20 protein-coding genes and 1 tRNA gene are annotated in these 25,279 nt (G+C 64.7%); 7 read left to right on the top strand and 14 right to left on the bottom strand.

Annotation, left to right across the window (positions count from 1 at the left end; genetic code table 11):
- Positions 1-9: 9 nt before the first annotated feature.
- The gene (locus BG023_RS06870; protein WP_069309803.1) at positions 10-936 is read right to left on the bottom strand and encodes a DMT family transporter; all 927 of its coding nucleotides are present in this window, start codon (positions 934-936) and stop codon (positions 10-12) included.
- A gap of 65 nt (positions 937-1,001) precedes the next feature.
- Here BG023_RS06870 and BG023_RS06875 point away from each other — a divergent pair, with 65 nt between their 5' ends.
- Entirely contained in the window at positions 1,002-1,232 is a 231-nt protein-coding gene (locus BG023_RS06875; RefSeq protein WP_069309804.1) for a hypothetical protein, read from the top strand.
- Between the two features lie 120 nt (positions 1,233-1,352).
- On the opposite strand, the gene BG023_RS06880 is transcribed toward BG023_RS06875, so the two are convergent.
- Positions 1,353-2,888, bottom strand: coding sequence for a CpaF family protein (locus BG023_RS06880; protein ID WP_069309805.1), 1,536 nt, complete (start codon positions 2,886-2,888; stop codon positions 1,353-1,355).
- 248 nt (positions 2,889-3,136) lie between these two features.
- Between BG023_RS06880 and glmS the strand changes: the two genes are divergently transcribed.
- Positions 3,137-4,972 carry a glutamine--fructose-6-phosphate transaminase (isomerizing) gene (glmS, locus tag BG023_RS06885; protein WP_069309806.1) on the top strand — a complete coding sequence of 612 codons (1,836 nt, stop codon included), beginning with the start codon at positions 3,137-3,139 and terminating at the stop codon, positions 4,970-4,972.
- 104 nt (positions 4,973-5,076) lie between these two features.
- Positions 5,077-7,431 (top strand): putative bifunctional diguanylate cyclase/phosphodiesterase, encoded by a 2,355-nt coding sequence (locus tag BG023_RS06890; RefSeq protein ID WP_069309807.1) that lies wholly within the window; start codon positions 5,077-5,079, stop codon positions 7,429-7,431.
- Between the two features lie 7 nt (positions 7,432-7,438).
- Here the strand turns inward: BG023_RS06890 and purQ are convergent, their stop codons facing one another.
- Both purQ and purS read right to left on the bottom strand, forming a co-directional pair.
- Entirely contained in the window at positions 7,439-8,128 is a 690-nt protein-coding gene (purQ, locus tag BG023_RS06895; RefSeq protein WP_069309808.1) for a phosphoribosylformylglycinamidine synthase subunit PurQ, read from the bottom strand.
- Entirely contained in the window at positions 8,128-8,370 is a 243-nt protein-coding gene (gene purS, locus BG023_RS06900; RefSeq protein WP_069309809.1) for a phosphoribosylformylglycinamidine synthase subunit PurS, read from the bottom strand. The genes purQ and purS overlap by 1 nt, the downstream gene beginning before the upstream one ends.
- Before the next feature lie 316 nt (positions 8,371-8,686).
- Here purS and BG023_RS06905 point away from each other — a divergent pair, with 316 nt between their 5' ends.
- Positions 8,687-10,930 (top strand): TonB-dependent receptor, encoded by a 2,244-nt coding sequence (locus BG023_RS06905; RefSeq protein WP_069309810.1) that lies wholly within the window; start codon positions 8,687-8,689, stop codon positions 10,928-10,930.
- Between the two features lie 185 nt (positions 10,931-11,115).
- Here BG023_RS06905 and purC read toward each other — a convergent pair whose 3' ends face one another.
- The 6 genes from purC to infA all read right to left on the bottom strand — a co-directional run bounded on the left by purC (position 11,116) and on the right by infA (position 14,126).
- Positions 11,116-11,919: a phosphoribosylaminoimidazolesuccinocarboxamide synthase gene (purC, locus tag BG023_RS06910; protein WP_069309811.1), complete on the bottom strand. Its 804-nt coding sequence runs from the start codon at positions 11,917-11,919 to the stop codon at positions 11,116-11,118.
- 40 nt (positions 11,920-11,959) lie between these two features.
- Positions 11,960-12,034, bottom strand: a tRNA-Phe gene (locus BG023_RS06915).
- A 130-nt stretch (positions 12,035-12,164) separates the two neighbouring features.
- The gene (locus tag BG023_RS06920; RefSeq protein ID WP_069309812.1) at positions 12,165-12,353 is read right to left on the bottom strand and encodes a DNA gyrase inhibitor YacG; all 189 of its coding nucleotides are present in this window, start codon (positions 12,351-12,353) and stop codon (positions 12,165-12,167) included.
- The gene (locus tag BG023_RS06925; RefSeq protein ID WP_069309813.1) at positions 12,350-13,300 is read right to left on the bottom strand and encodes a ribonuclease; all 951 of its coding nucleotides are present in this window, start codon (positions 13,298-13,300) and stop codon (positions 12,350-12,352) included. The genes BG023_RS06920 and BG023_RS06925 overlap by 4 nt, the downstream gene beginning before the upstream one ends.
- On the bottom strand, positions 13,293-13,865 hold the full coding sequence (locus BG023_RS06930) for a Maf family protein (RefSeq protein WP_069309814.1): 573 nt from the start codon (positions 13,863-13,865) through the stop codon (positions 13,293-13,295). The genes BG023_RS06925 and BG023_RS06930 overlap by 8 nt, the downstream gene beginning before the upstream one ends.
- A gap of 15 nt (positions 13,866-13,880) precedes the next feature.
- Positions 13,881-14,126: a translation initiation factor IF-1 gene (gene infA, locus BG023_RS06935; protein ID WP_007163491.1), complete on the bottom strand. Its 246-nt coding sequence runs from the start codon at positions 14,124-14,126 to the stop codon at positions 13,881-13,883.
- 218 nt (positions 14,127-14,344) lie between these two features.
- Here infA and BG023_RS06940 point away from each other — a divergent pair, with 218 nt between their 5' ends.
- A complete protein-coding gene (locus tag BG023_RS06940; RefSeq protein WP_069309815.1) occupies positions 14,345-17,587 on the top strand; it encodes a hypothetical protein in 3,243 nt (1,080 codons plus the stop codon).
- On the opposite strand, the gene BG023_RS06945 is transcribed toward BG023_RS06940, so the two are convergent.
- The 3 genes from BG023_RS06945 to BG023_RS06955 form a co-directional block, all read right to left on the bottom strand.
- Positions 17,584-18,387, bottom strand: coding sequence for an alpha/beta fold hydrolase (locus tag BG023_RS06945; protein WP_069311184.1), 804 nt, complete (start codon positions 18,385-18,387; stop codon positions 17,584-17,586). The two genes, BG023_RS06940 and BG023_RS06945, sit on opposite strands and share 4 nt — an antisense overlap.
- Before the next feature lie 14 nt (positions 18,388-18,401).
- Positions 18,402-19,931, bottom strand: coding sequence for a WS/DGAT/MGAT family O-acyltransferase (locus tag BG023_RS06950; protein WP_150122811.1), 1,530 nt, complete (start codon positions 19,929-19,931; stop codon positions 18,402-18,404).
- 162 nt (positions 19,932-20,093) lie between these two features.
- Positions 20,094-21,290, bottom strand: coding sequence for an NAD(P)/FAD-dependent oxidoreductase (locus BG023_RS06955; protein ID WP_069309817.1), 1,197 nt, complete (start codon positions 21,288-21,290; stop codon positions 20,094-20,096).
- A gap of 54 nt (positions 21,291-21,344) precedes the next feature.
- Here BG023_RS06955 and uvrC point away from each other — a divergent pair, with 54 nt between their 5' ends.
- Positions 21,345-23,300, top strand: coding sequence for an excinuclease ABC subunit UvrC (gene uvrC / locus BG023_RS06960; protein ID WP_069309818.1), 1,956 nt, complete (start codon positions 21,345-21,347; stop codon positions 23,298-23,300).
- 75 nt (positions 23,301-23,375) lie between these two features.
- A complete protein-coding gene (locus tag BG023_RS06965) occupies positions 23,376-24,158 on the top strand; it encodes a hypothetical protein (protein ID WP_150122812.1) in 783 nt (260 codons plus the stop codon).
- Positions 24,159-24,222: 64 nt separating this feature from the next.
- Here the strand turns inward: BG023_RS06965 and BG023_RS06970 are convergent, their stop codons facing one another.
- Positions 24,223-25,122 (bottom strand): OmpA family protein, encoded by a 900-nt coding sequence (locus tag BG023_RS06970; protein WP_069309820.1) that lies wholly within the window; start codon positions 25,120-25,122, stop codon positions 24,223-24,225.
- Positions 25,123-25,279 lie beyond the last annotated feature (157 nt).

Genomic DNA, 25,279 nt, shown 5'->3' on the forward strand with positions numbered 1-25,279 from the left:
ACTGCATATCTATTCCTGACTCGCCGATGAAGCGACACGTTTCGCCTTGGCCAGCTGTCGTTCGCGCCAGGCAATCAGCAGCCCGGCACCAATAATCAGCGGCGCGCCAAGCCACAGGGTGGTCGGCGCGGCGCGGTCAAACACGGCGTATCCGTAGAATGTCGCCCACAAGAGCGCGGTATAATCCATCAGCAGGATCACCGCCGCCGATCCGAACCGCAACGAGGTGGTGAGCAGGATCTGCGCCAGCACCCCCATCAGCGCCATCGCGGCGATCGTGATCCACGTCTGGGCATCATGCGCCGCCCCGACAAACGGCAGGCCGAGCGCTGCCACCGGCGCGCTTAGCGCTGCAAACCAGAACACGATGCTCCACGGGTTCTCGGTCTTGTTGAGGTCCTGGATCTGGAAGCTGATGATCGCGACCATGAAGGGCGCAATTAGGCCGACCGCAACCCCGAACATCGTCACCTCGCCGCCCGAACTCTCAAGGCCCGGCTGCATCACCACCAGCACGCCGGCAAAGCCGATCACGACCGCGGCCCAGCGATAGGGGCCGATCTTCTCCCCGAACATCACCAGCGCGATCAGCACCGCGAAGATGGGGGCGGTAAAGCCCAGCGTGGTCGCTTCGGCGAGGGGCAGCAGCAGCACCGCGCCATAGGTAAACAGCATCCCGAACAGCCCGGTCCCCGAGCGGATCGAATGCATCTTGAGGCGCTGCGTCCTGAGCAGCGATATGCGTCCCGCTGCCGCCAGCCCCGTGCCGATCAGCAGCGCGGTGAGCGCTTGCCGCCAGAAGATCAGCTCGATCAGATGCACGCCGCGTTCCCCGGCGAGCTTCACCAGCATCGCCATTGTCGTCAGCGCCAGCGCCGTCAGCAGCCGGAGGCCAAGCGCAAGCAGCGGGCGGGGGCGGGCGATCGAGCCATCCATCACGCAACGGCTTGGCCGAGGCGGGGGGATTGCGCAAGCCGCCGTACCCCCCATATGCGCCGCGCATGGATATCATCGCCCAATTCGAACTGCTCAGCGATGCCGGGCAGCTGGCTGTGGTCGGCGGCCTTTTCTGGGCGCTGGCGGTGTTTGCGGGCCTGATGGAGCGTCGGCGCGCAAAGCGGCGCGATGTCGCGCGGCTCGAACAGGTTGGCTGGATGCCGTGGACCGGACTGCTGGTGGGCGCCGCCATGCTAGGCGGCGGCCTCCTGATGATGGCCCTGGCCGCGCGTTAGCTTCGGGACAACAGGGCAAAACGAACCCGAAGGGTTCGCAAGCGCGAACGCGTGCCGCGGCTTATGCCGCGAAGCCAAGGCGGACGGATGTCCGCCGTCCGGCGTTTGAGGGCGCCTGCCTTAAAGGCAGGCTTCCAAGTAAGCCTGGTCAAAGCCGAACTGGCGGGCCTTTTCGAGCGTGTAGGGGCGCAGGCCCGACGAGCGGAATTCGCCGAGGATCTTCCCGTCGTCGGTTTCGTCCAAGTATTCGAACTTGAACAACTCCTGCGTCACGATCACGTCGCCTTCCATCCCGATCACCTCGGTGATGTTGGTGGTGCGGCGCGAACCGTCGCGCAGACGCTTCACCTGCACGATCAGATCGACCGATTCGGCGATCTGGCGGCTGATGGCTTCCTTGGGGATCTTGATGTCACCCATCAGGATCATGTTTTCCATACGGCCAAGGCATTCGCGCGGGCTGTTGGCGTGGAGCGTACACATCGAACCATCGTGACCGGTGTTCATCGCGGCGAGAAGGTCGAAACACTCCGCGCCGCGAATTTCGCCCAGGATGATGCGGTCAGGGCGCATACGCAGGGCGTTCTTCACAAGGTCACCGATGGTGATCGCACCCTGGCCTTCAAGGTTCGGCGGACGGGTTTCGAGCGGCAGCCAGTGCGGCTGCTGCAGGCGAAGTTCGGCCGCGTCTTCGATGGTCAGCACGCGCTCGCCCGGGTCGATCATCTTCGACAGGGCGTTGAGCATGGTCGTCTTACCCGAACCGGTACCGCCCGAGATAACGATGTTCATCCGGCACGCGCCGGCGATTTTCAGCGCGGTCGCCATCTTGTCCGACATCGACCCGAAGTCGCGCAGCATATCGATGGTGATCGGCTTTTCGGAGAACTTACGAATCGAGATCGCGGTGCCGCGCAAGCTGAGCGGCGGCACGATGACGTTCACACGCGAGCCGTCCTTGAGACGGGCGTCGGCCAGCGGCGTGGTCTGGTCGACGCGGCGGCCGACCTGGTTCACGATGCGCTGCGCGATCTGGAACAGGTGCTGTTCGTCGCGGAAGCGGATCGGGGCGAGTTGCAGCTTGCCCTTCTTTTCGATGTAGGTCTGGTCCGGCCCGTTGACCATGATATCGGACACGTCCGGATCGTTCAGCAGCTCTTCGAGCGGGCCGAAGCCGAGCAGTTCGTCGATCAGCACCTTTTCCAGTGCGAACTGTTCGCGCCGGTTGAGCGTGACCTTCAGCTCGGCCAGCACCTCCATGATGATCGGACGGAATTCCTCGGAGAGTTCCTCCTTGGAAAGCGTCGCGGCCGCTTCGGGGTCGACACGTTCGAGCAGGCGCGGGAGCACCTGTTCCTTGATCTTATGGACGCTTGCTTCAAAGCCGCCGACTTCGGAATCGCCGCTGTTGACCGAAGCCATGCGTTCATTGAGGCGATCGATCGCCTCGGCGCTGGTTGTCGGACGGCTCGGTGCGGGAGCAGGGACAGGCGCGGGGCGCGCGGGTGCTGCATCGCCCGGGATCGGCGGGAACTGCTCGCCGCCGCGCGGCGGTGCTCCAGCCATCCCGCCCTTCATCGGACGGGCTACACCAAAGGCAGGTCGTCCGCCGGGCTTCAGCCCGCCCACGTTGCCCTTTTTGCCGAATGCGCTCATTCCTAGCCCCCGAGGCTGTTAACCATCTAACCTGTGTCGCCCCCTCCGAGTGAACGGGGCGTCTCGAAACACGGGAGATAGGCAAGAATGGTTTTTTTTTCCTAAACCAAACCGGCCGCTCACCGATCCGTTGACGAAAAACTGCCGGGCAGACCTGCGAGTTCGCTTGGGGCTTCATGATCCAGGGCTTGCCGTTCAGGCGCTTGCGGCTAGAGCGTGAGACGGCATCGACAAGGGAATAGCAGGCAATGTGCGGCATCATCGGGATCGTGGGCAATTCCAGCGTGGCCGACCGGCTGGTCGATGGCCTGAAGCGCATGGAATACCGCGGTTATGACAGCGCCGGGATCTGCACCCTGCATGATGGCGCGCTGGTGCGCCGCCGCGCGGAAGGGCGCCTTGCCAACCTTGTCGCCGTTCTGGCCGGCGATCCGGCGCCGGGCAATGTCGGGATTGCGCATACCCGCTGGGCCACCCACGGCGCACCGACTGCGGCCAATGCGCACCCGCATGCGACCGGAGAAGTTGCGATCGTCCACAACGGGATCATCGAAAACTTCAAGGAGCTGCGCGCTGACCTCGCCGGCAAGGGACGGGTGTTCGAGAGCGAGACCGATAGCGAGGTGGTCGCCCACCTGATTTCCGCCGAGGTCGAGGCCGGGGCCGATCCGGTCGAGGCGGTGCGCGAAGTGCTGCCCCGCCTGCGCGGCGCGTTTGCGCTCGCCATCGCCTTCCGCGCACACCCTGACCTTCTGATCGGCGCGCGGCTCGGCTCGCCGCTGGTTCTGGGATATGGCCCCGAAGGCGCGGATGCCGAAATGTATCTGGGTTCCGACGCGCTGGCGCTTGCCCCGCTGACCCAGCGCATCGCCTATCTCGAAGAAGGCGACTGGGTGGTGGTCCGGCGCGATTCTGCGCAGATCTATGATGCTGCGAACAACCCCGTAACCCGCGAAGTGCGCGCCTCGGGCGCCTCGGCAGCGGCGGTAGAGAAGGGCAATTACCGCCACTTCATGCAGAAGGAGATCTACGAGCAGCCCACAGTGGTGGCCCAAACGCTCGCTTCCTACCTGCGCCGTTCGGACAATTCGGTGGCGCTGCCGCAGATCGATTTCGACCTGTCGAGCATTCGCCGTCTGACCATCGTCGCCTGCGGCACATCGTTTTATGCCGGGATGGTGGCGAAGTACTGGTTCGAACAATTCGCCCGCGTGCCGGTGGACATCGATGTCGCCTCGGAGTTCCGCTATCGCCAGCCGGTGCTGGAAGAGGGCGGCCTGGCGCTGTTCATCTCGCAGAGCGGCGAGACGGCCGATACGCTCGCGGCGCTGCGGCATTGCAAGGCCGAAGGGCAGACCATCGCGGTTGTGGTCAATGTGCCGACCAGCACGATGGCGCGCGAGGCGGATCTGTTGCTGCCGACCCACGCGGGGCCGGAAATCGGCGTCGCCTCGACCAAGGCCTTTACCTGCCAGCTGGCGGTGCTGGCTGCACTGGCCGCACATATGGCGGTCGCCAAGGGCCGCCTCACGCGCGATCAGGAAGCGGAGATTGTGCGTCACCTGCTCGAAGCGCCGGCCGCGCTCAACGCCGCGCTCGCTCATGATGATGACATCGCGGCGATGGCGCATCTCATCGCTCCGGCGCGCGATGTGCTCTATCTCGGGCGCGGGCAGGATTATCCGCTGGCGCTGGAAGGGGCATTGAAGCTCAAGGAAATCAGCTACATTCACGCCGAAGGCTATGCCGCGGGCGAGATGAAGCATGGCCCCATCGCACTGATCGACGACAAGGTGCCGGTGGTGGTGATCGCGCCTTCGGGGCCGCTGTTCGAAAAGACCGTGTCGAACATGGAGGAAGTGCGCGCACGCGGCGGGCAGGTGGTGCTGATTTCCGATGCCGAGGGCCTGGCCCACGCGGGCGAGGGCTGCATCGCCACGATCGAAATGCCGGTGGTCCACCCCCTGATTGCGCCGCTGGTCTATGCCATCCCAGTGCAATTGCTCGCCTATCACGTCGCCGTGGTCAAAGGCACCGATGTCGATCAGCCGCGCAATCTCGCCAAATCGGTGACCGTCGAATAGCGCTGACCAAGGCGTTTTGCGGCCCTCCTGATTAACCGAAATTTTTCCGAAGATTTTCCTCGCCTTTACCGCGCCATAACCTTTGGCGGTTAAGGGCCGAGACTGTGAAAGAGTTACCTGCCTCTTCTTTGCCAGCGCGTCCGGACGATCTCCCGGTCTCGGCAGTCCTCGGGCTGTCCGAAAAGGGTGATCTGGATTGGGCGCGGCTGCGCGGTCTGCAATACTCGGCGCTCGCCAAGGTGGCGTTCTACCGGGTGTTTTCGCATGCCATCCTCGCCGTGTTCGTGGCGCAGATCTACCTGGAGAAGGTCGGCTTTGCCGGGATCGGCGTATGGATGGTGCTGCTCGCAGCGGTGCATGCCCGTGGCTACCGGCTCGATCTGTCGCTTGCCGATACGCAGCGACGGCGGATTACCCGGAGCGAGCTCAACCGCCAGACAATGACTGCGGTGATGTCCGCTGTCGTGTGGGGCGGTGCGGTATTGGTGTTCCCGTTCTTCGGCAGCGATGCTGATCTGATGGCGATGCTGATCGTGGTCGCGCTGATGATTTCCGGATCGGTTTTCTTCTACACTGCGGCCCCGCTCGGGATCATGTGGTTCAGCGCGATTGTCGGCGCGGCGGCCATGATCCATCTCGGGCTGGCGGGATATTGGCTCGCGGTCGGCGCGGTGCTGTTGTTCCTGATGGCTGCGATGCTCGGCACGATCGAGGTCGGGCGCACCTATCTCGCCGCGCGCATGGCCGAAGCGGCGGTGACCGAAAAGGACGAGGTCGTCTCGCTGCTGCTGCGCGAGTTTGAAGAGAACGAGGCCGACTGGCTGTGGGAGATTGATCCGGCTCGCCGCCTGCGTGCTGTGTCACCGCGTTTCGCCTTTGCCCTGGGCCGCGCGCAGTCCGCGATCGAAGGCAGGCCGCTGCTCGAGATGATCGCGGGGCGCAATTGGGAGGACGGCAAGTTCCCGCCCAGCCTGCATGATCTGGCCGAGCGGCTGAAGAACCGCGAGAATTTCTCCAACCTGCTGGTGCAGGTTACGATCCTTGGCGAGGAGCGCTGGTGGGAGCTTTCAGGCACCCCGATGCGCGACGAAAACGGCAATTTCACCGGCTTCCGCGGTGTCGGCTCGGATGTGACCGAGCAGCGCAAATCATCCGAGAAGATCGCCTATCTGGCGCGCTTTGACCCCCTGACCCAATTGCCCAACCGCCTGCAGGTGACCGAGGCGCTGGGCGAGGCGCTGCGCTATGCCAACCAGTGGCATTCGCGGTGTGCGCTGCTGATGGTGGACCTCGACCGGTTCAAGGCGGTCAACGATTCGCTCGGCCACCTCACCGGCGACAAGCTGCTCGCGCAGGTTTCCGCGCGGCTTCAGTCGCTGATGGGCGACAAGGCCATGTGCGGACGGCTGGGCGGCGATGAATTCGCGATCGTGATCCGCGATGTCACCGCGCACGGCGCTGTGCGCGAACTGGCACGCCGCGTGATTGATCGTCTGTCGGAGCCCTATCAGGTCGATCACCACACGCTTTATGTCGGCGCCAGCGTCGGCTCGGCCGAAGGCCCGCGCGATGGCAACAGCGTCGAAGAGCTGATGCGCAACGCCGACCTTGCGCTTTACCGCGCCAAGGACATGGGCGGCGGCGAACATTGCCGGTTCGAACCGGTGCTGCACGCCTCGGCCGAAGAACGCCGCCAGCTCGAAGTGGCGCTGCGCAAGGCATTGGGCCGCGACGAGATGCTGCTGCACTATCAGCCGGTGGTCGATGCCCGCAGCGAGAAGGTCGTCAGCTTCGAAGCGCTGGTGCGCTGGAACAGTGCCGACCACGGTTTTGTAAGCCCCGGCAAATTCATCCCGCTGGCCGAGGACACCCGCCTGATCGTACCGATCGGCAAGTGGGTGATGCGCAAGGCCTGCGAGGAAGCGCGGCACTGGCCCGAGAACGTCAAGGTCAACGTCAACGTCTCGCCCGAACAGCTGCTCGAACCCGGCTTCCATGACGATGTGGTGGAAGCACTGGCAGCGACCGGTCTCAGGCCCGAACGGCTCGAGGTGGAAGTGACCGAGAGCATTTTCCTGCGCGATGCCAGCATTGCCCGCAACGCGCTCGAACAGGTGATGGCACTCGGTTGCTCGGTGGCGCTGGACGATTTCGGCACCGGCTATTCCTCGCTCGGTTACCTGCGCAAGCTGCGCTTCTCGACCATCAAGGTCGATCGGACCTTCGTGCAAGGGGCAGCGCAGGGTGCGGCGGAAAGCCTTGCGATCATCAATGCGGTGGTCGCGATGGCCAAGAGCCTCAACATGTCGACCACCGCCGAAGGGGTCGAAACCGCCGAGGAAGCCGAACTGATCCGCAACCTCGGCTGCGACAAGATCCAGGGCTATTACTTCGGCCGCCCGATGACCGCCGACGAAGCCCGCCGCCTGTTCACGACCTTGCGCGAAATGCGCGCCTGATCAGACCTCAGGCGCTGGCGAAGGCAGTGAGGATGCTTTCGAACATGCGCCGCCCGTCCGCTCCGCCCATCGCCGAAACGGCCGCTGGCTCCATCGCGCGTTCGGGGTGCGGCATCATTCCCAGCACCCGGCCATTGGCGCTGACCACGCCCGCAATATCGCGCGCCGAGCCGTTGACGGCCTCGGCATAGCGGAACGCCACGCGGCCTTCGCTTTCGAGCTGATCCAGCGTTTCGGCATCGGCATAGTAGTTGCCGTCATGATGCGCGACGGGAATGCGGATCTGCTCGCCCTTGGTGTAGCCTGCGGTGAAGGGCGATGCCGTGTTCTCGACTGTCAGGCTGACAGTGCGGCAGATGAAGCGCTGACCGGCATTGCGCAGCAGTGCGCCGGGCAGCAACTGCGCCTCGGTCAGCACCTGGAAGCCGTTGCACACGCCCAGCACCGGCACGCCGCGGCCTGCCGCCGCAACCACCGCGCGCATGATCGGGCTGGTCGCCGCCATCGCGCCTGAACGCAGGTAATCGCCGTAAGAAAAGCCGCCAGGCAGCGCGATCAGGTCGAGCCGGTCGGGCAGATCGGCGTCGCCGTGCCAGACGCGGATCGCTGCAGTGCCCGACACCGCCTCTAGCGCTGTTGCCATGTCCCGGTCGCAGTTGGAGCCCGGGAAGGTGATGACCGCCGCCCGGAACGCCATCAGCCCGCAGCCCCCGGAGTTTCGATCGTGAAGCTTTCGATCACGGTGTTGGCCAGCAGCTTTTCGCACATCGCCGTCAGCGTGGCGTGGTCGGTGCCGTCGGCGACATCGAGTTCGATCAGACGGCCGATCCGCACGTCTTCAACGCCGGTATAGCCGAGGCCTTCGAGAGCATGGTGCACCGCGCGGCCCTGCGGATCGAGAACACCGGGCTTCAATCGGACGAGGACGCGCACTTGCATGGATTCTTGCTCCGTCATCTGTGGCGCGCCGGGGCAGAGAGGTGCGCCTGTTTGGCGCCGCTATAGCGTCCTCGCCCGCGCACGCAATCGCGCTGATGCCGCTTCTCAACCACGGGATCGGAACGGAGGCCTTGTCGCAATCGCGTCACCAAACCCTGGGAAATGTAACTTTCGTGCAACAACTGAGGCAGGTTTGCGGCCAATCGGCAACTTTCGAACCGCATTCGCGCCGCGAAAACTCGCGCGAATCATGCAAAACTGTCACCGGCCCGATCACACCCACTCTCCATTCGTCACAAATAAGGGGGTTTGTTCGATGTCTAACCGCTTTACCGCCATTCGCGCTGCCTGGGCCGGTTCCACCGTGCTCGCCGCAGCCGCCTTCGGTTTTGCTGCACCTGCCGCCGCGCAGGACAGCACCACCGCTTCCGAAACCGATGGCCAGCTGGCCACCATCATCGTTACGGCCAACCGCCGCGAGGAAAACCTGCAGGACGTTCCGGTTTCGGCCGACATCCTGGATCAGGAACGCATCGGCGCGATCTTCAGCGGTGCGGGCGATGTGACCGCGCTGGCCGGCACCGCGCCGGGCCTCAACGTCGAAAGCTCGAACGGCCGCGTGGCCCCGCGCTTCTACATCCGCGGCCTGGGCAATACCGACTTCGACCTTGCTGCCTCGCAGCCCGTTTCGGTCGTGCTTGATGACGTCGTGATGGAAAACGTCACGCTCAAGAGCTTCCCGATCTTCGACGTCGAGCGCGTCGAAATCCTGCGCGGCCCGCAGGGCACGCTGTTCGGCCGCAACACCCCGGCGGGCATCGTCAAGATCGATTCGATCAAGCCGAGCCACGACACCTCGGTCAATGCCTCGCTTTCGTTCGGCAGCCTCGACACGATGAACCTGAGCGGCGCGGTCGGCGGGTCGATCGCCAAGGATGTGCTCGCGTTCCGCGTTGCAGCGCAGCTGCAGACCCGTGGCGATTGGATCGACAACGGCTTCACCGGCCGTGAGAACTCGCTCGGCGGCTACACCGATGTCGCCGTGCGCGGCCAGTTGCTGTTCACCCCGAGCGACCGGGCGAGCATCAACGCGGCGGTCAACTTCCGTGACCTGCAGGGCGCATCGACCTTCTTCCGTGCCAACGTGCTCGGGCCGACGACCGCCCAGCCGAACAACACCAACGGTCTCAACGACAATTACGACCGCAACACGGTGTTCTATGATGGCGGTGGCGGCAATGATGCCAGCTACAACCAGTTCGGTGCCACGCTGACCGCGGCCTACGAATTCGACGGCATGACGCTGACCTCGATCACCAGCCACTGGACCAGCGAAGGTTCTAGCCGCGGTGACATCGACGGCGGCTTCGGCGCCTCGTTCCTGCCGGTTATGGGCCCGGGCTTCATCCCGTTCCCGGCTGACACGCAGGATTCGATCGATCTGAAGCAGACGACGCAGGAAATCCGCCTGGCTTCGACCACCGAAGGCCCGCTCAGCTGGCAGGTCGGCGGCTTCTACTTCGACAGCGATTTCGACGTCACCACCGTCGGCTTCAGCTTCCCGCCGCCGGTCACCGTCAACCACACCAACGAAGCCTGGGCGCTGTTCGGTCAGGTCTCGTACGAGCTTACCGATACCCTGCGCGCCACTGGCGGCATCCGCTACACCGACGACCAGAAGGACTTCTTCGTGCGTTCGGGCGCGCCGGCCCAGCCGCGCAGCGTGGGTGACGAACAGTTCGATTGGGACATCAGCCTCTTCGCTGACGTGTCGGACGATGCGAGCGTCTATGCCAAGGTCGCCAATTCGTTCCGTGGGCCGACCATTCAGGGCCGTGACGTTGCCTTCTTCGCCGCTCCTTCGGTGGCGCAGTCGGAAAACATCACCTCCTATGAAGTCGGCTTCAAGAGCGAGCTGGCCGATCGCAAGGTGCGTCTGAACGGTGCGGTCTACTACTACACCGTCGAAGATCCGCAGTTCACCGCTGTGGGTGGTGCGGGCAACCTCGTCCAGCTCATCAATGCCAATAAGGGCGAAGCCTGGGGCATGGAGCTCGACAGCGCGTTCCAGATCACTCCGGAATTCCTGATCACTCTCGGCGTCGCCTACAACAACACCGAAATCCAGGACAGCACCCTGGCGGTGGGCATCTGCGCGCAGTGCACCGTCACCGATCCCACCACGGTGATCGGCGGCAACACCCGTGCGCTGATCAACGGCAATCCGTTCCCGAACGCGCCGGAATGGAGCGGTGATTTCACCGCCCGTTACGGCATCCCGGTGGGCGACAGCGGCGAATTTTTCATCTTCACCGACTGGACCTATCTGGGTGACACCAACTTCCTGCTGTACGCCAGCGAGGAGTTCAACGCTTCGAGCCGCTTCGAAGGCGGTCTCAAGGTTGGCTACTCGGGTGGCAATGGGCAGTGGGAACTGGCCGCATTCGCGCGCAACATCACCGATGAAGACAACGTCCTCGGCGTGATCGATTTCAATAACAACACCGCTTACGTGAACGATCCGCGCATCATCGGCGCGATGTTCAGCGTCAAGTACTGACGGTTAGCCCCCTTTCGGGGGCGCCAAGACGGGAAAGCCGGCAGGGGGCGACCTGCCGGCTTTTTCTTTTGTCTGCGCATGTTTGTGTCGTGCCTTGGGAGCAGCACACGGCAAAGAGCGCCGGGGACTTTAACAGTCCCGGCGACGCTCATCCTACCGAAAAGGGCTTTGCTGCCTGAGCCGCGTTACTTCTTGAGCGGCGGCGGGCCGCGCAGGCGGCTGCGCGCGTGCGACAGATCGAACACCTCGCCCGGGCCGTTGTCTTCCTCGTTGAGGAGGCCGAGACGTCGCGCCACTTCGCGATAGGCTTCTTCCTCGCCGCCCAGATCGCGGCGGAAGCGGTCCTTGTCGAGCTTTTCGCCTGTCGCCATGTCCCACAGACGGCAGCCATCGGGGCTGATTTCGTCGGCGAGGATCACGCGGCTGTAATCGCCATCGTAGAGGCGGCCGAATTCCAGCTTGAAATCGATCAGGCGGATGTCGATCGCGGCGAACATCCCGCACATGAAATCATTGATCCGGATCGCCATCGAGGAAATGTCGTGCATCTCCTCGTTCGAAGCCCAGTTGAAGCAGGCAATGTGCTCTTCGGCGACCAGCGGATCGCCCAGCGCATCGTCCTTGTAGTAATATTCGATCAGGGTGTGCGGCAGCGGCTCGCCTTCCTCGATCCCGAGGCGCTTGGAGATCGAGCCGGCGGCGACATTGCGCACAACCACTTCGAGCGGGATGATATCGACCTGCCGGATCAGCTGCTCGCGCATGTTGAGGCGGCGGATGAAGTGGGTCGGGATGCCGATATGCCCCAGCCGCGTGAACACGTGTTCACTGATGCGGTTGTTGATCACGCCCTTGCCGTTGATCGTGCCCTTCTTCTCGGCATTGAAGGCGGTGGCATCATCTTTGAAATACTGGATGAGCGTGCCCGGTTCGGGACCCTCATAGAGGATCTTGGCCTTGCCTTCGTAGATCTTGGTGCGGCGGGTCATAAGGATGGCACTCCCAGCTCGGCTCCTGCCTTTTAGCGAATGGTGCCCGGGGGCGGATTTGAACCACCGACACGCGGATTTTCAATCCGCTGCTCTACCCCTGAGCTACCCGGGCATTCGCTGCAAGCAACGGGATGAAGCCATATGGCTACCCCGGCGAGCAAATGAGAGCGGCCCTATGGCGAAGGCGGCGGGGGTTGGCAAGGGGGTTTTGTTGCCTTCCACGCAGGAATGTTCTGCGCCGCTTAATCCTGCTGGCGCCAGTCCTCGCGCGCCAGCTCTTCCGGGTCCGCTGGAGGGCCGGGGACGGCGTAGGAATCGGAGAACCAGCGCGCCAGATCGCGGTCGCGGCACCGCTCCGAACAGAAGGGATGATGGTCCGGATGGCGCGGCTTGCGGCAGATCGGGCAGGGCTTGAAAGCGGCGGAGGTCATGATGCGAGAATCTGGGCCTGAGGCGCTTCAAGTGCAAGCCCCGGGTCGGTCGTGATCCGCACCTGTTTGCCCGTGCGCCTTGCCAGCTCGGTCAGCCATTCGTCCTTGAGCTTGGCCTTGAGCGCGGGATGGATTCGCAGTTCGAGAACAGGGCCGTGGCCCTCGGCACGCTCGCCCACGCGCAGCGCCATGCGCGCGCACATCCCCACGCGCGAGGTGGCGAAGCGGTGCAGCAGCGAAGGGCCTTCCAGCCGCGCGACCAATTGGACAAAGCCGAAGCCGTTCATCGCCGTGCGTTCATGCGGCCAGTCGGCCAGCTCGGCTTCGAGCGCGGCGTCCACAGCCTTGCGCGCCTGCTTGTCGGTGATGGTCGGAAAGTCGATCCCGATATTCCCGCCGATATCGAACCACCGCAGCGCCTGACCAATGGCAGGCACCGCCGCGAGCGCGACATCGCGCGGCGATCCGATGCCGTCGATGTCGATGAGCGTCATTGCGGGGGTGGTGCTCGCGATGATCTCGCCGCCGGGAAAATCGAGGCTGCCAGCGGATGCGGCGTGCCATACGTCTTCCCACGAACCGGAAGGAAACTGGCGGACAGTCCGTCCTTCGGGGAAGGAAGGGATGGGCGCTTCGGTGCCGGCAATGCGGGCCTGTGCCCGCTTCAACCGACCACGTTCGGCAAGCGGCGCGCGGGTGATGACGAGATCCAGCGTTTGCCCCTCGGTCGCCGTGGGCGGCAGGTGGTCGACCAGCGTCTCGGTGCCATCATCGAGCAGCGCCACGCCGCGCCGTGTGCCCTGGAGCTTCGCGATAAGCCTGCCAGAGCAATGCGTGCCCGCGGCAATGTTTCCCGGCCACATCAAGCGAACGGCGAGCACTTGTTCGCCCTCGACCAGCAAGGCGCGGGTTTCCCCTATGCCTTCTTCGATCAGCCACTCAGCCAATGGCGAAACCCGCCGCCTTGAGCAGCGCCCGCGTGTCGTACAGCGGCAGGCCCATCACGCCCGAATGGCTGCCCCGGATCCACGCAATCAGCCCCTCGGCCGCGCCCTGGATGGCATAGCCACCGGCCTTGCCCCGCCATTCGCCGCCTGCGAGGTAGGCCGCGATCTCCTCTGCCGACAGCCGCTTGAAGCATACCACGGTTTCATCGAGCCGTTCGCGCAAGGTGCCGTCGGGCGCGCGCAGCACGACGCTGGAGAGCACCTGGTGCCGCCGCCCGCTCATCAGTTCGAGACAGGCGCGTGCCTCTTCTTCGGTTTCCGTCTTGGGCAGGATGCGCCGTCCGACAGCGACCACCGTATCGCCCGCCAGCACAAAGCCCGGTGCCTCCACCGCCAACGCCTTTTCGCGCCCCATGCGCAGGGCATAGGCGCGGGGGCGTTCACCCTTCAGCGGGGTTTCGTCGATGTCGGCAGGGGTCACCGCATCGGGCGCAAGGCCAAGCCGCGCGAGCAATTCGCGCCTTCTGGACGAGGCTGATGCCAGTGTGAGGTGCGGCGCGCCCATCAGGGCAGCGAGCGATTATTGCGGGCCGGGGCCACCGCGACCCGGCATGAAGCGATAGGTGATGCGCGCCTTGGTCAGGTCATACGGGGTCAGTTCGCACAGCACTTCATCGCCCACCAGTACGCGGATGCGGTTCTTGCGCATCTTGCCCGCCGTGTGGCCGAGCACTTCATGACCGTTCTCAAGCTCCACCCGGAACATCGCATTGGGCAGCAATTCAACCACGCGCCCGCGCATTTCGAGGAGTTCTTCCTTGGCCATGAAATTCCTTTTGTCCTGTTGCGGCGCACAATACGCCCGTCGATGTGCGGCTGCGCTTTAGCGATGTGGGAACCAAAAGGGAAGGCTCGTGCGTTAGGTGACCGCAACCTTGTTCTGACAGGGTATTGCCTCCGGGCTGCGGGCGCGTCCGTATTCCGGTTGGTGATCCGGGCCGGCAACAAGCTGGCCCGTCAAAGTATTTGATGTAAAGGGACATAATGAACCTCTCCCCGCTTCTCCGCGCAGCATTGCGCGCCGGGACCTGTGCTGCCAGTCTGGCTGCGACCATGCCGCTGCTGGCCAATGACAGCACGCTTGCGCAGCCGCAGCCGACGACAGTGCCGCGGACTGATGACAACGTGACCGCGAGCGGGGCGGCGCAGGTGGCGGACGGCGAGGAGGCCGAGGCCGCAGATGGCGAAATCATCGTCCGCGCCGGTCGGCTCAAGGGCCAGCTGGTGGTCGATCAGGCCCCGCTGCTCCAGCTCGACGAGCAGGCGATCTCTGCCGAGGGCGTGACCTCAATCACCGATCTGATCGCGCAGATCAGCGCCCGCACCGGTTCGGCGCGCGGACGCGGTGGCGGCGGGCAGCCCGTCATTCTGATCAACGGCATCCGCATCGGTTCCTTCCGCGAATTCGCGAACTACCCGCCCGAGGCGCTTGCGCGGGTCGAGGTGTTCCCCGAGGAAGTCGCGCAGCGCTTCGGATTTCCGCCTGATCGCCGCGTGATCAATCTGATCCTCAAGGACAATTACGCCAACCGCCAGCTCGACCTCGAATTCGAGACGCCGTCGCGCGGAGGCATGATGCGGAACGAGCAGCAGCTCGGCTTGCTCAAGATCGCCAACGGTGCACGGATCAACGCCAGTATCCAGGTGCAGGACGCCAGCCTGCTGACCGAAGACGAGCGCGATGTGCCGCAGACCCCCGGCTCGGTTTCGGCCGTCGCGGGCGATCCCCGTCAGGCCTCCTTCCGCAGCCTGCTAGCCGACACCTTCGGTATTGAGGGCAACGTGTCATGGGCCAAGGCGATCATCGACAGCGGAACATCTCTCAGCGCCAACCTCAATTACCAGCGTGACGAAGGGCGCAGCCTTGACGGGCTCAACGCGGTTGTGTTGACGGGGCCGACCGGAACCAGCGCCACGCGCACCTTCGGCGCGGCCACCCCGCTGGAACGTCGCACCAGCAGCGACACCCTGTCGGCGGCGGGTTCGGTCAACCGCCCGGTGAACAACTTCCGCCTGACGACCACCTTCGACGGCTCCTTCACCGAATCCGAAACCGCGATTGACCGCCGGTTTGACACCACTGCGCTCAGGGCGGCCGCCCTCTCTGGCGCGCTCGCTCTCGACGGCGCGCTGCCGGACAGCGCCGACAATGGCTTTGACCTCGCGCGGCGCAGGACAATCTCGACCGAAACCCAGACGACGCTCCAGGGCGCGCTGGCCACCCTGCCGGCGGGCGAGGTGTTGACGACCTTCAATCTCCGCTTCGACTGGCGCCAGATCGAAAGCAGCGACACGCGCAGCGCGCAAGGTGCCCAATTGACCCGCCGCCGGCTTGCGACCGGAACCAATCTCGTTGTGCCGCTGACGAGTACGCGCGCAGGCTTTGCCGATGCGCTCGGCTCGTTCACGCTCAATCTTCAGGCCGGGGCTGAGGATCTCAGCGACTTCGGCACACTCGGCGATTGGAACGCGGGCCTGACGTGGGCCCCGTTCCGCGGGCTCGACCTTTCGGCGACCTATATCTGGCGCGAAGTTGCGCCGTCGCTGTCGAACCTTGGCGATCCGCAGATTACCAATTTCAACGTGCCGGTGTTCGATTTCGTCCGCGGCGAGACCGTGCTGGCGGAAGTGACCACGGGCGGCAACCCCGCTCTCCCGCCGGAAACCCAGCGCGACTGGAAGTTTGCGGCCAATTGGGAACTGCCGTTCTGGGAAGGCAGCCGGCTTACGGTCGAATACATCCGCAACCGATCAGACAATGTGGTGAGCGCCTTCCCGCAGATCGCGCCCGGTATCGAGGCGGCCTTCCCTGGCCGCGTTACCCGCGATGCCACCGGCCGGCTGATCGCGGTTGACCGGCGTTCGGTGAGCTTCGCCGAGACGCGCGCGGACCGTTTGCAGTTCACTTTCTCGACCAACGGCAGCATTGGCGCACCGGCGGGCGGGCCGGGCGGCTTTGGCGGGCCGGGCGGGGGACGCGGGTTCGGTGGCGGCGCAGGTGCCCCTCCCGCCGCTTCACCGGCACCGCCGACCACGGCGCCTGCTCCAGCAGCGCAGGCTGGCCCGGGCGGTCAGGGCGGGGCGCGCTTCGGAGGCGGAATGCCCACCCCCGAGCAGCGCGAGCAGTTCATGGCCTTCCGCGCGCGCCTGTGTGCCGATGACGGGCAGGCCTTCCTCGAAAAGCTGGTCGCTGCGATCGATAGCGGTGCGGACATCTCGGCCGAGTTTCCGGGCATCGACCCCGCACGGCTCGCGCCGATGCTGTCGCGCATCCGGGGCGAAGACGGCAAGATCGATCCTGCCCGCCTTGCCCAATTCCGCACCCGGATTTGCAGCTTTGATCCTGCAATGATGGGCGGCGGCGCACCCGGCAGTGCACCCGGCGGCGCTCCCGGAACTGCTCCGGGTGCTCCGGCTCAGGGTATGCCGCCCCAGTTTGCTGCCTTCCGCGAACGCGCTTGCGGCCCGGATGGCACCGCCGCGATTGCCGCGCTGGTCGCCAAGATCGATCGGGGCGAGGATGTCTCGGCCGAGCTTCCCGGGGTTGATCCGGCGTTCATCAAGATGGCGCTCGACCGGTCACGCGATGCCAACGGCAATATTCCACCCGAGGCGCTGGCGCAGTTCCAGCAACGCTTCTGCGCGGCAGCGCCTGCGGGGCAGACGGCTGGTCGTCCGGCTGCGGCTGGCGGCGGCGCACCGGCGGGTGGCCCGGCGTTCAATCCGCTTGCCGGTGGCAGCAATTTCCAAGGCTGGCGTTACTTCGCCAACCTCACGCACACGATCGAGCTGGCCAACGAGATCCTGATCGCTCCCGGCCTTGCCCCGCTCGATCAGCTCGACGGGCAGGCGACCGGCGCCTTCGGCCAGCCGCGCCATGCGAGCCGGCTGGAAGCGGGACTGTTCGGTAAGGGCATGGGCCTGCGCCTGTCGGGGATCTACACCGGCGAGACGCGCCTCGATGGCTCGGGCCTGCCGGGCAGCACCGATCTGTTCTTCGATGACATCGTGACCTTCAATCTGCGCCTGTTCGCCAACATGGGCGAAATCACGGGCAAGAACGAAGGTGCGTTCAAGGATTTGCGGATCAGTCTGGTGGCCGACAACCTGTTCGACGCGCAGCGCCGCGTGCGCGACCAGAACGGGGTAACGCCGAACAACTACAATCCCTTCGTGATCGACCCGCTGGGGCTCTATCTCGGGATCGATCTGCGCAAGCTGTTCTAGTCGCCGACGTCGACCGAGGGATACATCCACGACTGGTAAAGGTTCGGCGCGAAGGGCTTCCATGTCCCTTCGCGCTGGGCCAGCCGGTCGGCGATGGCGATCATCACGCTCGGGTTGACGCCAAGCCCGCAGTGGCTCGCGTAGACGAAGATATTCTCGCTCGGCTGACCTTCGGCGGTGCGTTCTGGATGCTGCACGCTGCCGCGCCAATGCACCACGCCATCGGTTTTGGTGATGATCGAGGTGGTCGGCACCGGGGGCGCGATATCGAGCCCGCGGAACTGCCCGCCCCGCAGTTGCTCGGGTTCGTCGCCGTTGAAATAGGCGAACAGCCGCGCGGCATTGGTGTGGCCCCGATCATCCGAAATCGGGCTGCCGAGGCTGATGACCTGCCTCACCCTTTCTGGATGGATCTTCGCCAGCTCGCGCGCCAGCACTCCGCCAAGGCTCCACCCGACCAGCGAGACCTTGCGTCCGCTATCGTCGTTCAACCGCGCAAGCTGGGTTTCGAGGCGCGAGAGGAGCTGTTCGTCGACCCGGATGTTGCGGCCCGAATTCCAGCCATGCGCGTCATAGCCGAGGCTTTCGAGCAGGCCCCGCATCGGCTGGGTTGAGCCGTTCGAGGCCATGAAGCCGGGGAGAGCGATGACCGCGTGGCCATCGCCGCGCGGCAGCGTTCCGAGCAAAGGGCGCGTGGCGAAAAACGCGCCGAGTTCGAACATCGCGCGGCCTTCCGCGAGCGTCCAGAAGCGGTTGGGCGGGCGCGCCGGCGAATCTTCTTTGGGGGGTATTCGGTCCATCGCGACGCTCGCCATCATGCTTTCCTCTTGCTTTTGCGTTCGGCAATCTTGGGTGTTGCCGTTTTCGCTTTGGGTTTGGTGGGCTTCGAGGCGGGGCTCGCTGCCTTTTTGCTTGCCGCCTTTTCCGGTGCGCTCGCGGTTACAGCCTTGGCCGCTGCCAGCAGCTCCTCGAAGCTGTCTTGCAGGCACTGGGAGTAAAATTCGGGATCCGGCATGATGTTCCGGCAGGCGGTGAAGCTGATATAGGCTTCATCGACATAGGACTGCACCACGTGGGCAAGGCCCAGCCCGTCAGTCAGACAGATCAGCGAGAGCGACATGCTCTCCAGCCGCGCACCCGAGGAATAGATATGGACCGGCGGGCCGGGGACGTTGGTGACCACCGTGTTGAACGGCATCGCCAGCCGGTGGGCAAGGCTGACCCGGCTGAAAAGCTGCGCGCCCAAGGCCATGTAGAACAGCGGGTTGACCTTGCTCACCTCGGTCATTCGCCGTGCACCCAGGGCATTGGTCATTGCCTTGGAGTTGTTGGTCTGGCTGTAGACATAGGCGAGGCGTTCGGCCGGATCGGCGATATGCGTGCCCAGCGGGGCGATCATTGCAGCGACTTGGTTGCCCATGTCGCCCTTCTCGTTGGAAGACCGCACCGAAATCGGTGCCATCGCTGTCATGGTCGTCTTGGGCAGATCATTCTTCGCGGAGAGATATTTGTGCAGAGCACCGCCGATCACCGCAATCGCGACGTCGTTGACCTTGGCCTCGGGCAGCAGCGCGCGGATTGACTTGAACTGCGCCAGATCGAAGGTGCGGCCCTCTACCACGCGGTGCGGAGAAATCGTGCGGTTGAAGCGGGTGCGCGGGGGAACCAGATCAGTGCTGAGTTTGAAATCGCGTGATACGAGGCCTTTGATTACCCCGGCAACGCCCGGCAGCGCTTTAGCGGCGACCTGCGCCTGCTTGAGCGGATTGAGCAGGGCGTTGACATAGGATTTACCCAGCAGTTCGACCGGGCCGGGGATCTTCTCCGGCTTCCAGCTATCCGGCTTGGACGGCGGCCCGGCATCGGGGGTGAGCGTGTGCAACGCCTCCATCAGGTCAATGCCGCTCATTCCGTCGATCGCGGCATGGTGCACCTTGGTGACGAAGGCGAAACAGCCCGGCGGATAGCCTTCGACTGCGTCGAGCCCCTCGACCACGGTGAATTCCCACGGGGGGCGATTGAGATCGAGCGGGCGCGCATGAATTCGGGCAGCCTGAATGCACAGCTGCCGCCAGTCGCCCGGTTTGGGCAAGGCGACGTGGCGCACATGGTATTCCAGATCGAAATCGGGATCCTCGACCCAGTACGGATAGTCGAGATCGAACGGAACCCGCACCAGCCGCTGGCGCATGGTGCGCGACAGCTGCATGCGCGAGCCGATGAACTGCAAGATGTCCTTGAAACGGACGAAGCCGCCCGGAGCGGTCGCCGGATTGTAGATCAGGACCGAGCCGATATGCATCGGCGAATTGGGCGATTCCATCGCGACGAACGAGGAATCCATGCCTTGCAGCTGTCGCAATATCCCCTCCTGCTGCGCCGCCTACGCCGGCGGCGTGCGGCCCGTCTTTGGGCTTATGGGGGCGAGGCTAGGAGCAATCGGGCAGCGTGACAAGCTGACCCGCACGGCAATTCGTTCCCCTAGGGAAGCTCAAGCGTAATAATCTTACACGGCGAGCGCTTCAGCGCAGGCGTGACCGCTCGCCCAGGCCCATTGGAAATTGTAGCCTCCGAGCCAGCCGGTGACGTCCACCGCCTCGCCGATGGCGTAGAGCCCTGGCACCTTCGCGGCCTCCATGGTGCGGCTGGACAGTTCGGCGGTGGCGATGCCGCCAGCGGTGACTTCGGCCTTGGCATAGCCTTCGGTGCCGTTCGGGGCGAAGCGCCAGTCAGCGAGTTTGGCTTGGGCGACGCGCAGATCCTTGTCGGAGCAATTGCCGAGCTCGCGCTCCAGCCCCAAGCGGTCAGCAAGGGCATCGGCCAGCCGGTCGGGCAGGCGTTCGCGCAGCAGGGTGCGAAGATGCGCGCGCGGGCGATCGCGCTTGGCCTCGACCAGCCAGTCGGTGGCGGCATCGGGCAGGAAGGTGATGCCGACGGGTTCGCCATGCCGCCAATAGCTCGAAACCTGAAGGATCGCGGGGCCGGAGAGGCCCTTGTGGGTGAACAGCGCGGCCTCGGCAAACTCTGCCTTCCCGGCGCGAGCCAGCACCGGTGCGGCTACGCCCGACAATTCGCGGAACAGCGCGTCCTCTCCGCCCAGCGTCAGCGGGACAAGGGCGGGACGAGGCTCGACCACTTTCAATCCGAACTGCCGCGCCAGCCGATAGGCGAAATCGCTCGCGCCCATCTTGGGGATGGATGGCCCGCCCGTCGCGATTACGAGCGCCGGGGCCTGCCATTGGCGGCCATCGGCAGCGGTAACGGTAAAGCGCCCCTCGGCATCGCGCGCCACGCTGGCGACATCGACTCCGCAGGTCAGCGTCACCATGTCGGGCGGGCATTCGTCCATCAGCATCGCCACGATCTGCTTGGCCGACCCGTCACAGAATAGCTGGCCGAGCGTCTTTTCGTGCCAAGCGATCCCGTAGCGATCGACCAGCGCGATGAAATCCGCCGGGGAGTAGCGGGCCAGCGCGCTCTTCGCGAAGTGCGGATTGGCCGAGAGATAGTTGGCCGGTCCTGCACCCAGATTGGTGAAGTTGCAGCGCCCGCCGCCTGAAATCAGGATCTTCTTGCCCGGCGCCTCGGCCTTCTCCAGCAGCGCAACCCGCAAGCCGCGCTGCCCGGCTTGTCCCGCACAGAACAGTCCGGCCGCGCCTGCGCCGATGATGATGACGTCGCTCAATTCCACAGACCCGCCCATAAGGGCCTCCCGCAGGAATTGCCAATCGCCCCTGCCTGTCCCTATCTGGCGGGCATGGCCCGAACTCCCGCAGGCACACCCCACGATCCGCGCGGCAGCGATCGCTTCAACGAGGAGCGCGCCGCCTATACCGTCGCCAGCGCCAAGCCCGATCTGGAGGGCGGGGTGGCGGCAATCCGCGAGACGGTGAAGGTGCTCAAGCCCGTTCCCGGCGTCTACCGGATGGTCGATGCGCGGGGCGAGGTGCTGTATGTGGGCAAGGCGCGCAGTCTCAAGGCGCGGGTCGCCAATTACACGCAGATTGCCGGGCTGTCCGGGCGGCTCCAGCGGATGGTCAGCCAGACCCGCAGCATGGAGATCATCACCACCAACTCCGAAGCCGAGGCGCTGCTGCTGGAGGCGCAGCTCATCAAGCGCTTCCGCCCGCCCTTCAACGTGCTGCTGCGCGACGACAAGAGCTTCCCCTTCATCCTGCTGCGCGCCGATCACGCTTTTCCGCGCATCCAGAAGCATCGCGGCGCGCGGCGCGCCAAGGGCAATTACTACGGGCCGTTTGCGAGTGCGGGTAGCGTCAACACGACTCTGAACGCTCTGCAAAAGCTGTTTCTGCTGCGGAGCTGCACCGACAGCTTCTTCAACAACCGCGACCGCCCGTGCCTGCTCTATCAGATCAAGCGCTGCTCGGCGCCCTGTGTCGGGCGGATCGACGAGGCGGGCTATGACGCGCTGGTGCGGCAGGCGAAGGATTTCCTGTCGGGCAAGTCGGGCGCGGTGCAGGCCGATCTCGAACGGCAAATGGCGGAGGCGGCGGAAAACCTCGATTTCGAGACCGCAGCCATGCTGCGCGACCGCCTGCGCGCGGCGACCTTCATTCAGGGCTCGCAGGCGATCAACGCGCAGGGGCTGGGCGATGCCGATGTCTTCGCGCTTGCGTCGAAGGGCGGTCAGGTCAGCGTGCAGGCCTTCTTCATCCGCGGCGGGCAGAACTGGGGCCATCGCGCCTTCTTTCCGCGCCACACCGCGGAGGTGGACGAGGCGCAGGTGCTCGCCGACGTGATGCTCCAGTTCTACGAGGAAGTGCCGCCGCCGCCGACCCTGCTGATCGATCGCGCTCTGCCCGAAGCCGAGCTGATCGAGGCGGCGCTGTCAGAACTGGCGGGGCGCAAGGTGCGTCTTTCGGTCCCCGAGCGTGGTGACCGGCGCAAGCTGATGGCGCAGGCGCAGCGCAACGCGGTCGAGGCGCTGGAGCGGCGCCTGGCGGAAACCGGCACCAAGGCGAAGATCAACCGCGAACTGGCCGAGTTTCTGGAACTCGACAGCCCGCCGGAGCGGATCGAGGTCTACGACAACAGCCATATCCAGGGCAGCAAGGCCGTGGGTGCGATGGTGGTCGCCGGGCCGGACGGGTTCGAAAAGGGCCAGTACCGCAAGTTCAACATCCGCGAGGCGCAGAGCAATGATGACTTCGCGATGATGCGCGAGGTCATGGCGCGGCGGTTCCGCAACTTCGCGGAAGGCGAGGAAAGTCCCGAAGCCAAGCCCGGCGGGCATGAAACCGTGTTGCCCGATCTCATCCTGATCGACGGAGGAAAGGGCCAGCTTTCGAGCGTGATGACGGTGCTGGAAGAGATCGGGATTGCCGATGACGTGGCGGTGATCGGTATCGCCAAGGGGCCGCATCACGGGCGGGAGGGGCGCGAGGTGTTCTACTTTCCCGACGGGCGCGAGAAGATGCTCCCTGTCAATTCGCCGCTGTTGTTCCACCTCCAGAACCTGCGCGACGAGGTGCACCGCTATGTCATCGGCGCACACCGGGCGAAGCGATCGAAGGCGATCACCACATCGCCGCTGGACGAGATTCCGGGTATTGGCCCCGCCCGCAAACGGGCTTTGCTGCTGCATTTCGGCACAGCGTCGAAAGTGCGCGCGGCCGCTCTGGAAGACCTGCAACGTGCGCCCGGTGTCAGTGCCACTGTAGCGCGCAAGGTCTATGATTTCTATCACACATAGGGATATAAAGAGGCCGCAACTCCGCAATAACCTTGAGGGCGCTACACAGCCGCGATGGAAGTCAAACAGTTCGCCATGCTGACCCTCTTGGTCATTCCACTGGCGATCATCGCCCTGCTGGCGCTGCTGGGCAAGTTCCTGCCGCCGCCTATGCTCCGCCAGCGCCCGGTGCAGATGTTTGCCACTATACTGTTTCTCGGCGTCATCGCTGTCCCGGTGGGCGCCATGCTGATTGACGGTCAGGGCGATCATTACGATGATCGACGCGACCTGCTCGGCGGAGGGCTGGGGCTGCCCGAGGATGTGGAGATTGCCAGCCAGCGGGGCGGACGATTGGGAGACTGCTGGTCAAATCAGGTCAACTGGTCGCCCAATGTCCAGTTCGGATCCGATGCGCGGCTGGAAGCATGGTTCGCAAGGGCGCCATGGCGCAAGCCGCTACCTGAACAGGTCGCCGAGTATTTCGGCACGCCAATCGCGAATGTGACCATCAAGCCTGGCGCGCTCGACGAGCGCCGGATGGACCCGCGCTGGGAGCTTCGCCCCGGCGATCCCATTCCCGACTGGGTTCACCGTCGCTACGGCTATATCGAACCCTTCGTGTGCGCGGCGATCGAGGGGCCGGGAGGCGAGGGCGGTCTGACCCTGCGCCCGTGCGATCCGATCGTTCTGCCCGAGGACGTGGGGGACAAGGGGCGCGTCATTCTGCGGCGCGGCGGCGTGCCGGGCACTTTGGAGGGCCATATCCACTACATTGGTGGGCCTCCGCGCTGCACCAACCCACTGCGCCGATCGGTGAACGATTTGCTGGGTCTGCCGCACCCGCCGGCGTCGCCGACTGCTCTGCCCGGCCTCTAGCCGCATAGAAAAAGGGGCGGACGCCGCAGCGCCCGCCCCCCGTGCATTTTCATGCGACTGATGCTTACGACTGGCCGTCGAGCGCCTTGCTCACCAGCACATTGACCGACACCCGGCGGTTCTGGCGGCGGCCTTCCGGGGTGCTATTGTCGGCGGCCGGATCGGCGGTCGCCATGCCCGTCGGGGTCAGCATGCGGTAGGGCTTCCACTTGCACACCTGCTGGAGGTGGTTGACCACTGCGGCAGCGCGCTTTTCGCTGAGCGTCTGGTTCACTTCCTGCGAACCGGTCGAGTCGGTGTAGCCGAGCACCAGCATCAGCGAGTTTTCGTTGGCGTTGGCCTGATCAGCCGCGGCGCACAGTTCGGCCTTGGCTTCCGGGGTCAGGACATACTTGCCGGTGTCGAAATAGACGTTGGTGGTGCCCTTGAGGTTGTACTTGTCGATATCGCCCAGACGGCCGCGCAGCGCTTCGGTTGCGGCGGCGTTGGCCTGAATGGCCGCACCCTGCTCGCCGAACTGCTGCTGCGTGCCGCCACGGATCATGCGGGCAATCTGCGCATCGTCGCTGGTGAAGCGCACTTCGCTGGCGACCAGACCGCCGCCGAACTGCGAAGTCTTCACCACCACTGCCAGACCGTTGATCAGCACGGTCTGATCGAACTTCTTGTTGCTGAGTCCGAGGAACCCGCCGCGGGTGCGGATTTCGGTTTCGGGGTGCAGGGTGACGTTTGTGACACTGCCGTCATTGGCGGTCACCTGCAGGCGTTGGCCCTGACGAGCGGTAATGATGCCGGTGATCTTCGGGCCTTCGGCCATCTCGCTCATCGAGGGCATGGTGCCGTAGACGGTGGTCAGAACCTGGCCATTATCGTTGGGGCTGGTCTGTTGTGCCGAAAGGCTGGTCATCGCGGTGGCGCTGGCGAGCGCGATGAGGGCGATCTTGCGCGTAAACTTGGTGGACACGGCGGTCGTTCTCCTGTGGTCGGGCCGGAAAATCGGGGGAAGGCCCGGGTTGCATGGAATGCCAGCCTTGCGTGTTCACCGAAACCTTTCTGGCAGATGAACAGGATTGCTCCGGCCGCCACAGGAGCGGGCAGCCGGAGCAAGGGATGCGACGAGT

Origin of the sequence: Porphyrobacter sp. LM 6 (assembly GCF_001720465.1) — a bacterium.
In the GTDB taxonomy this organism is placed as follows: Bacteria; Pseudomonadota; Alphaproteobacteria; order Sphingomonadales; family Sphingomonadaceae; genus Erythrobacter.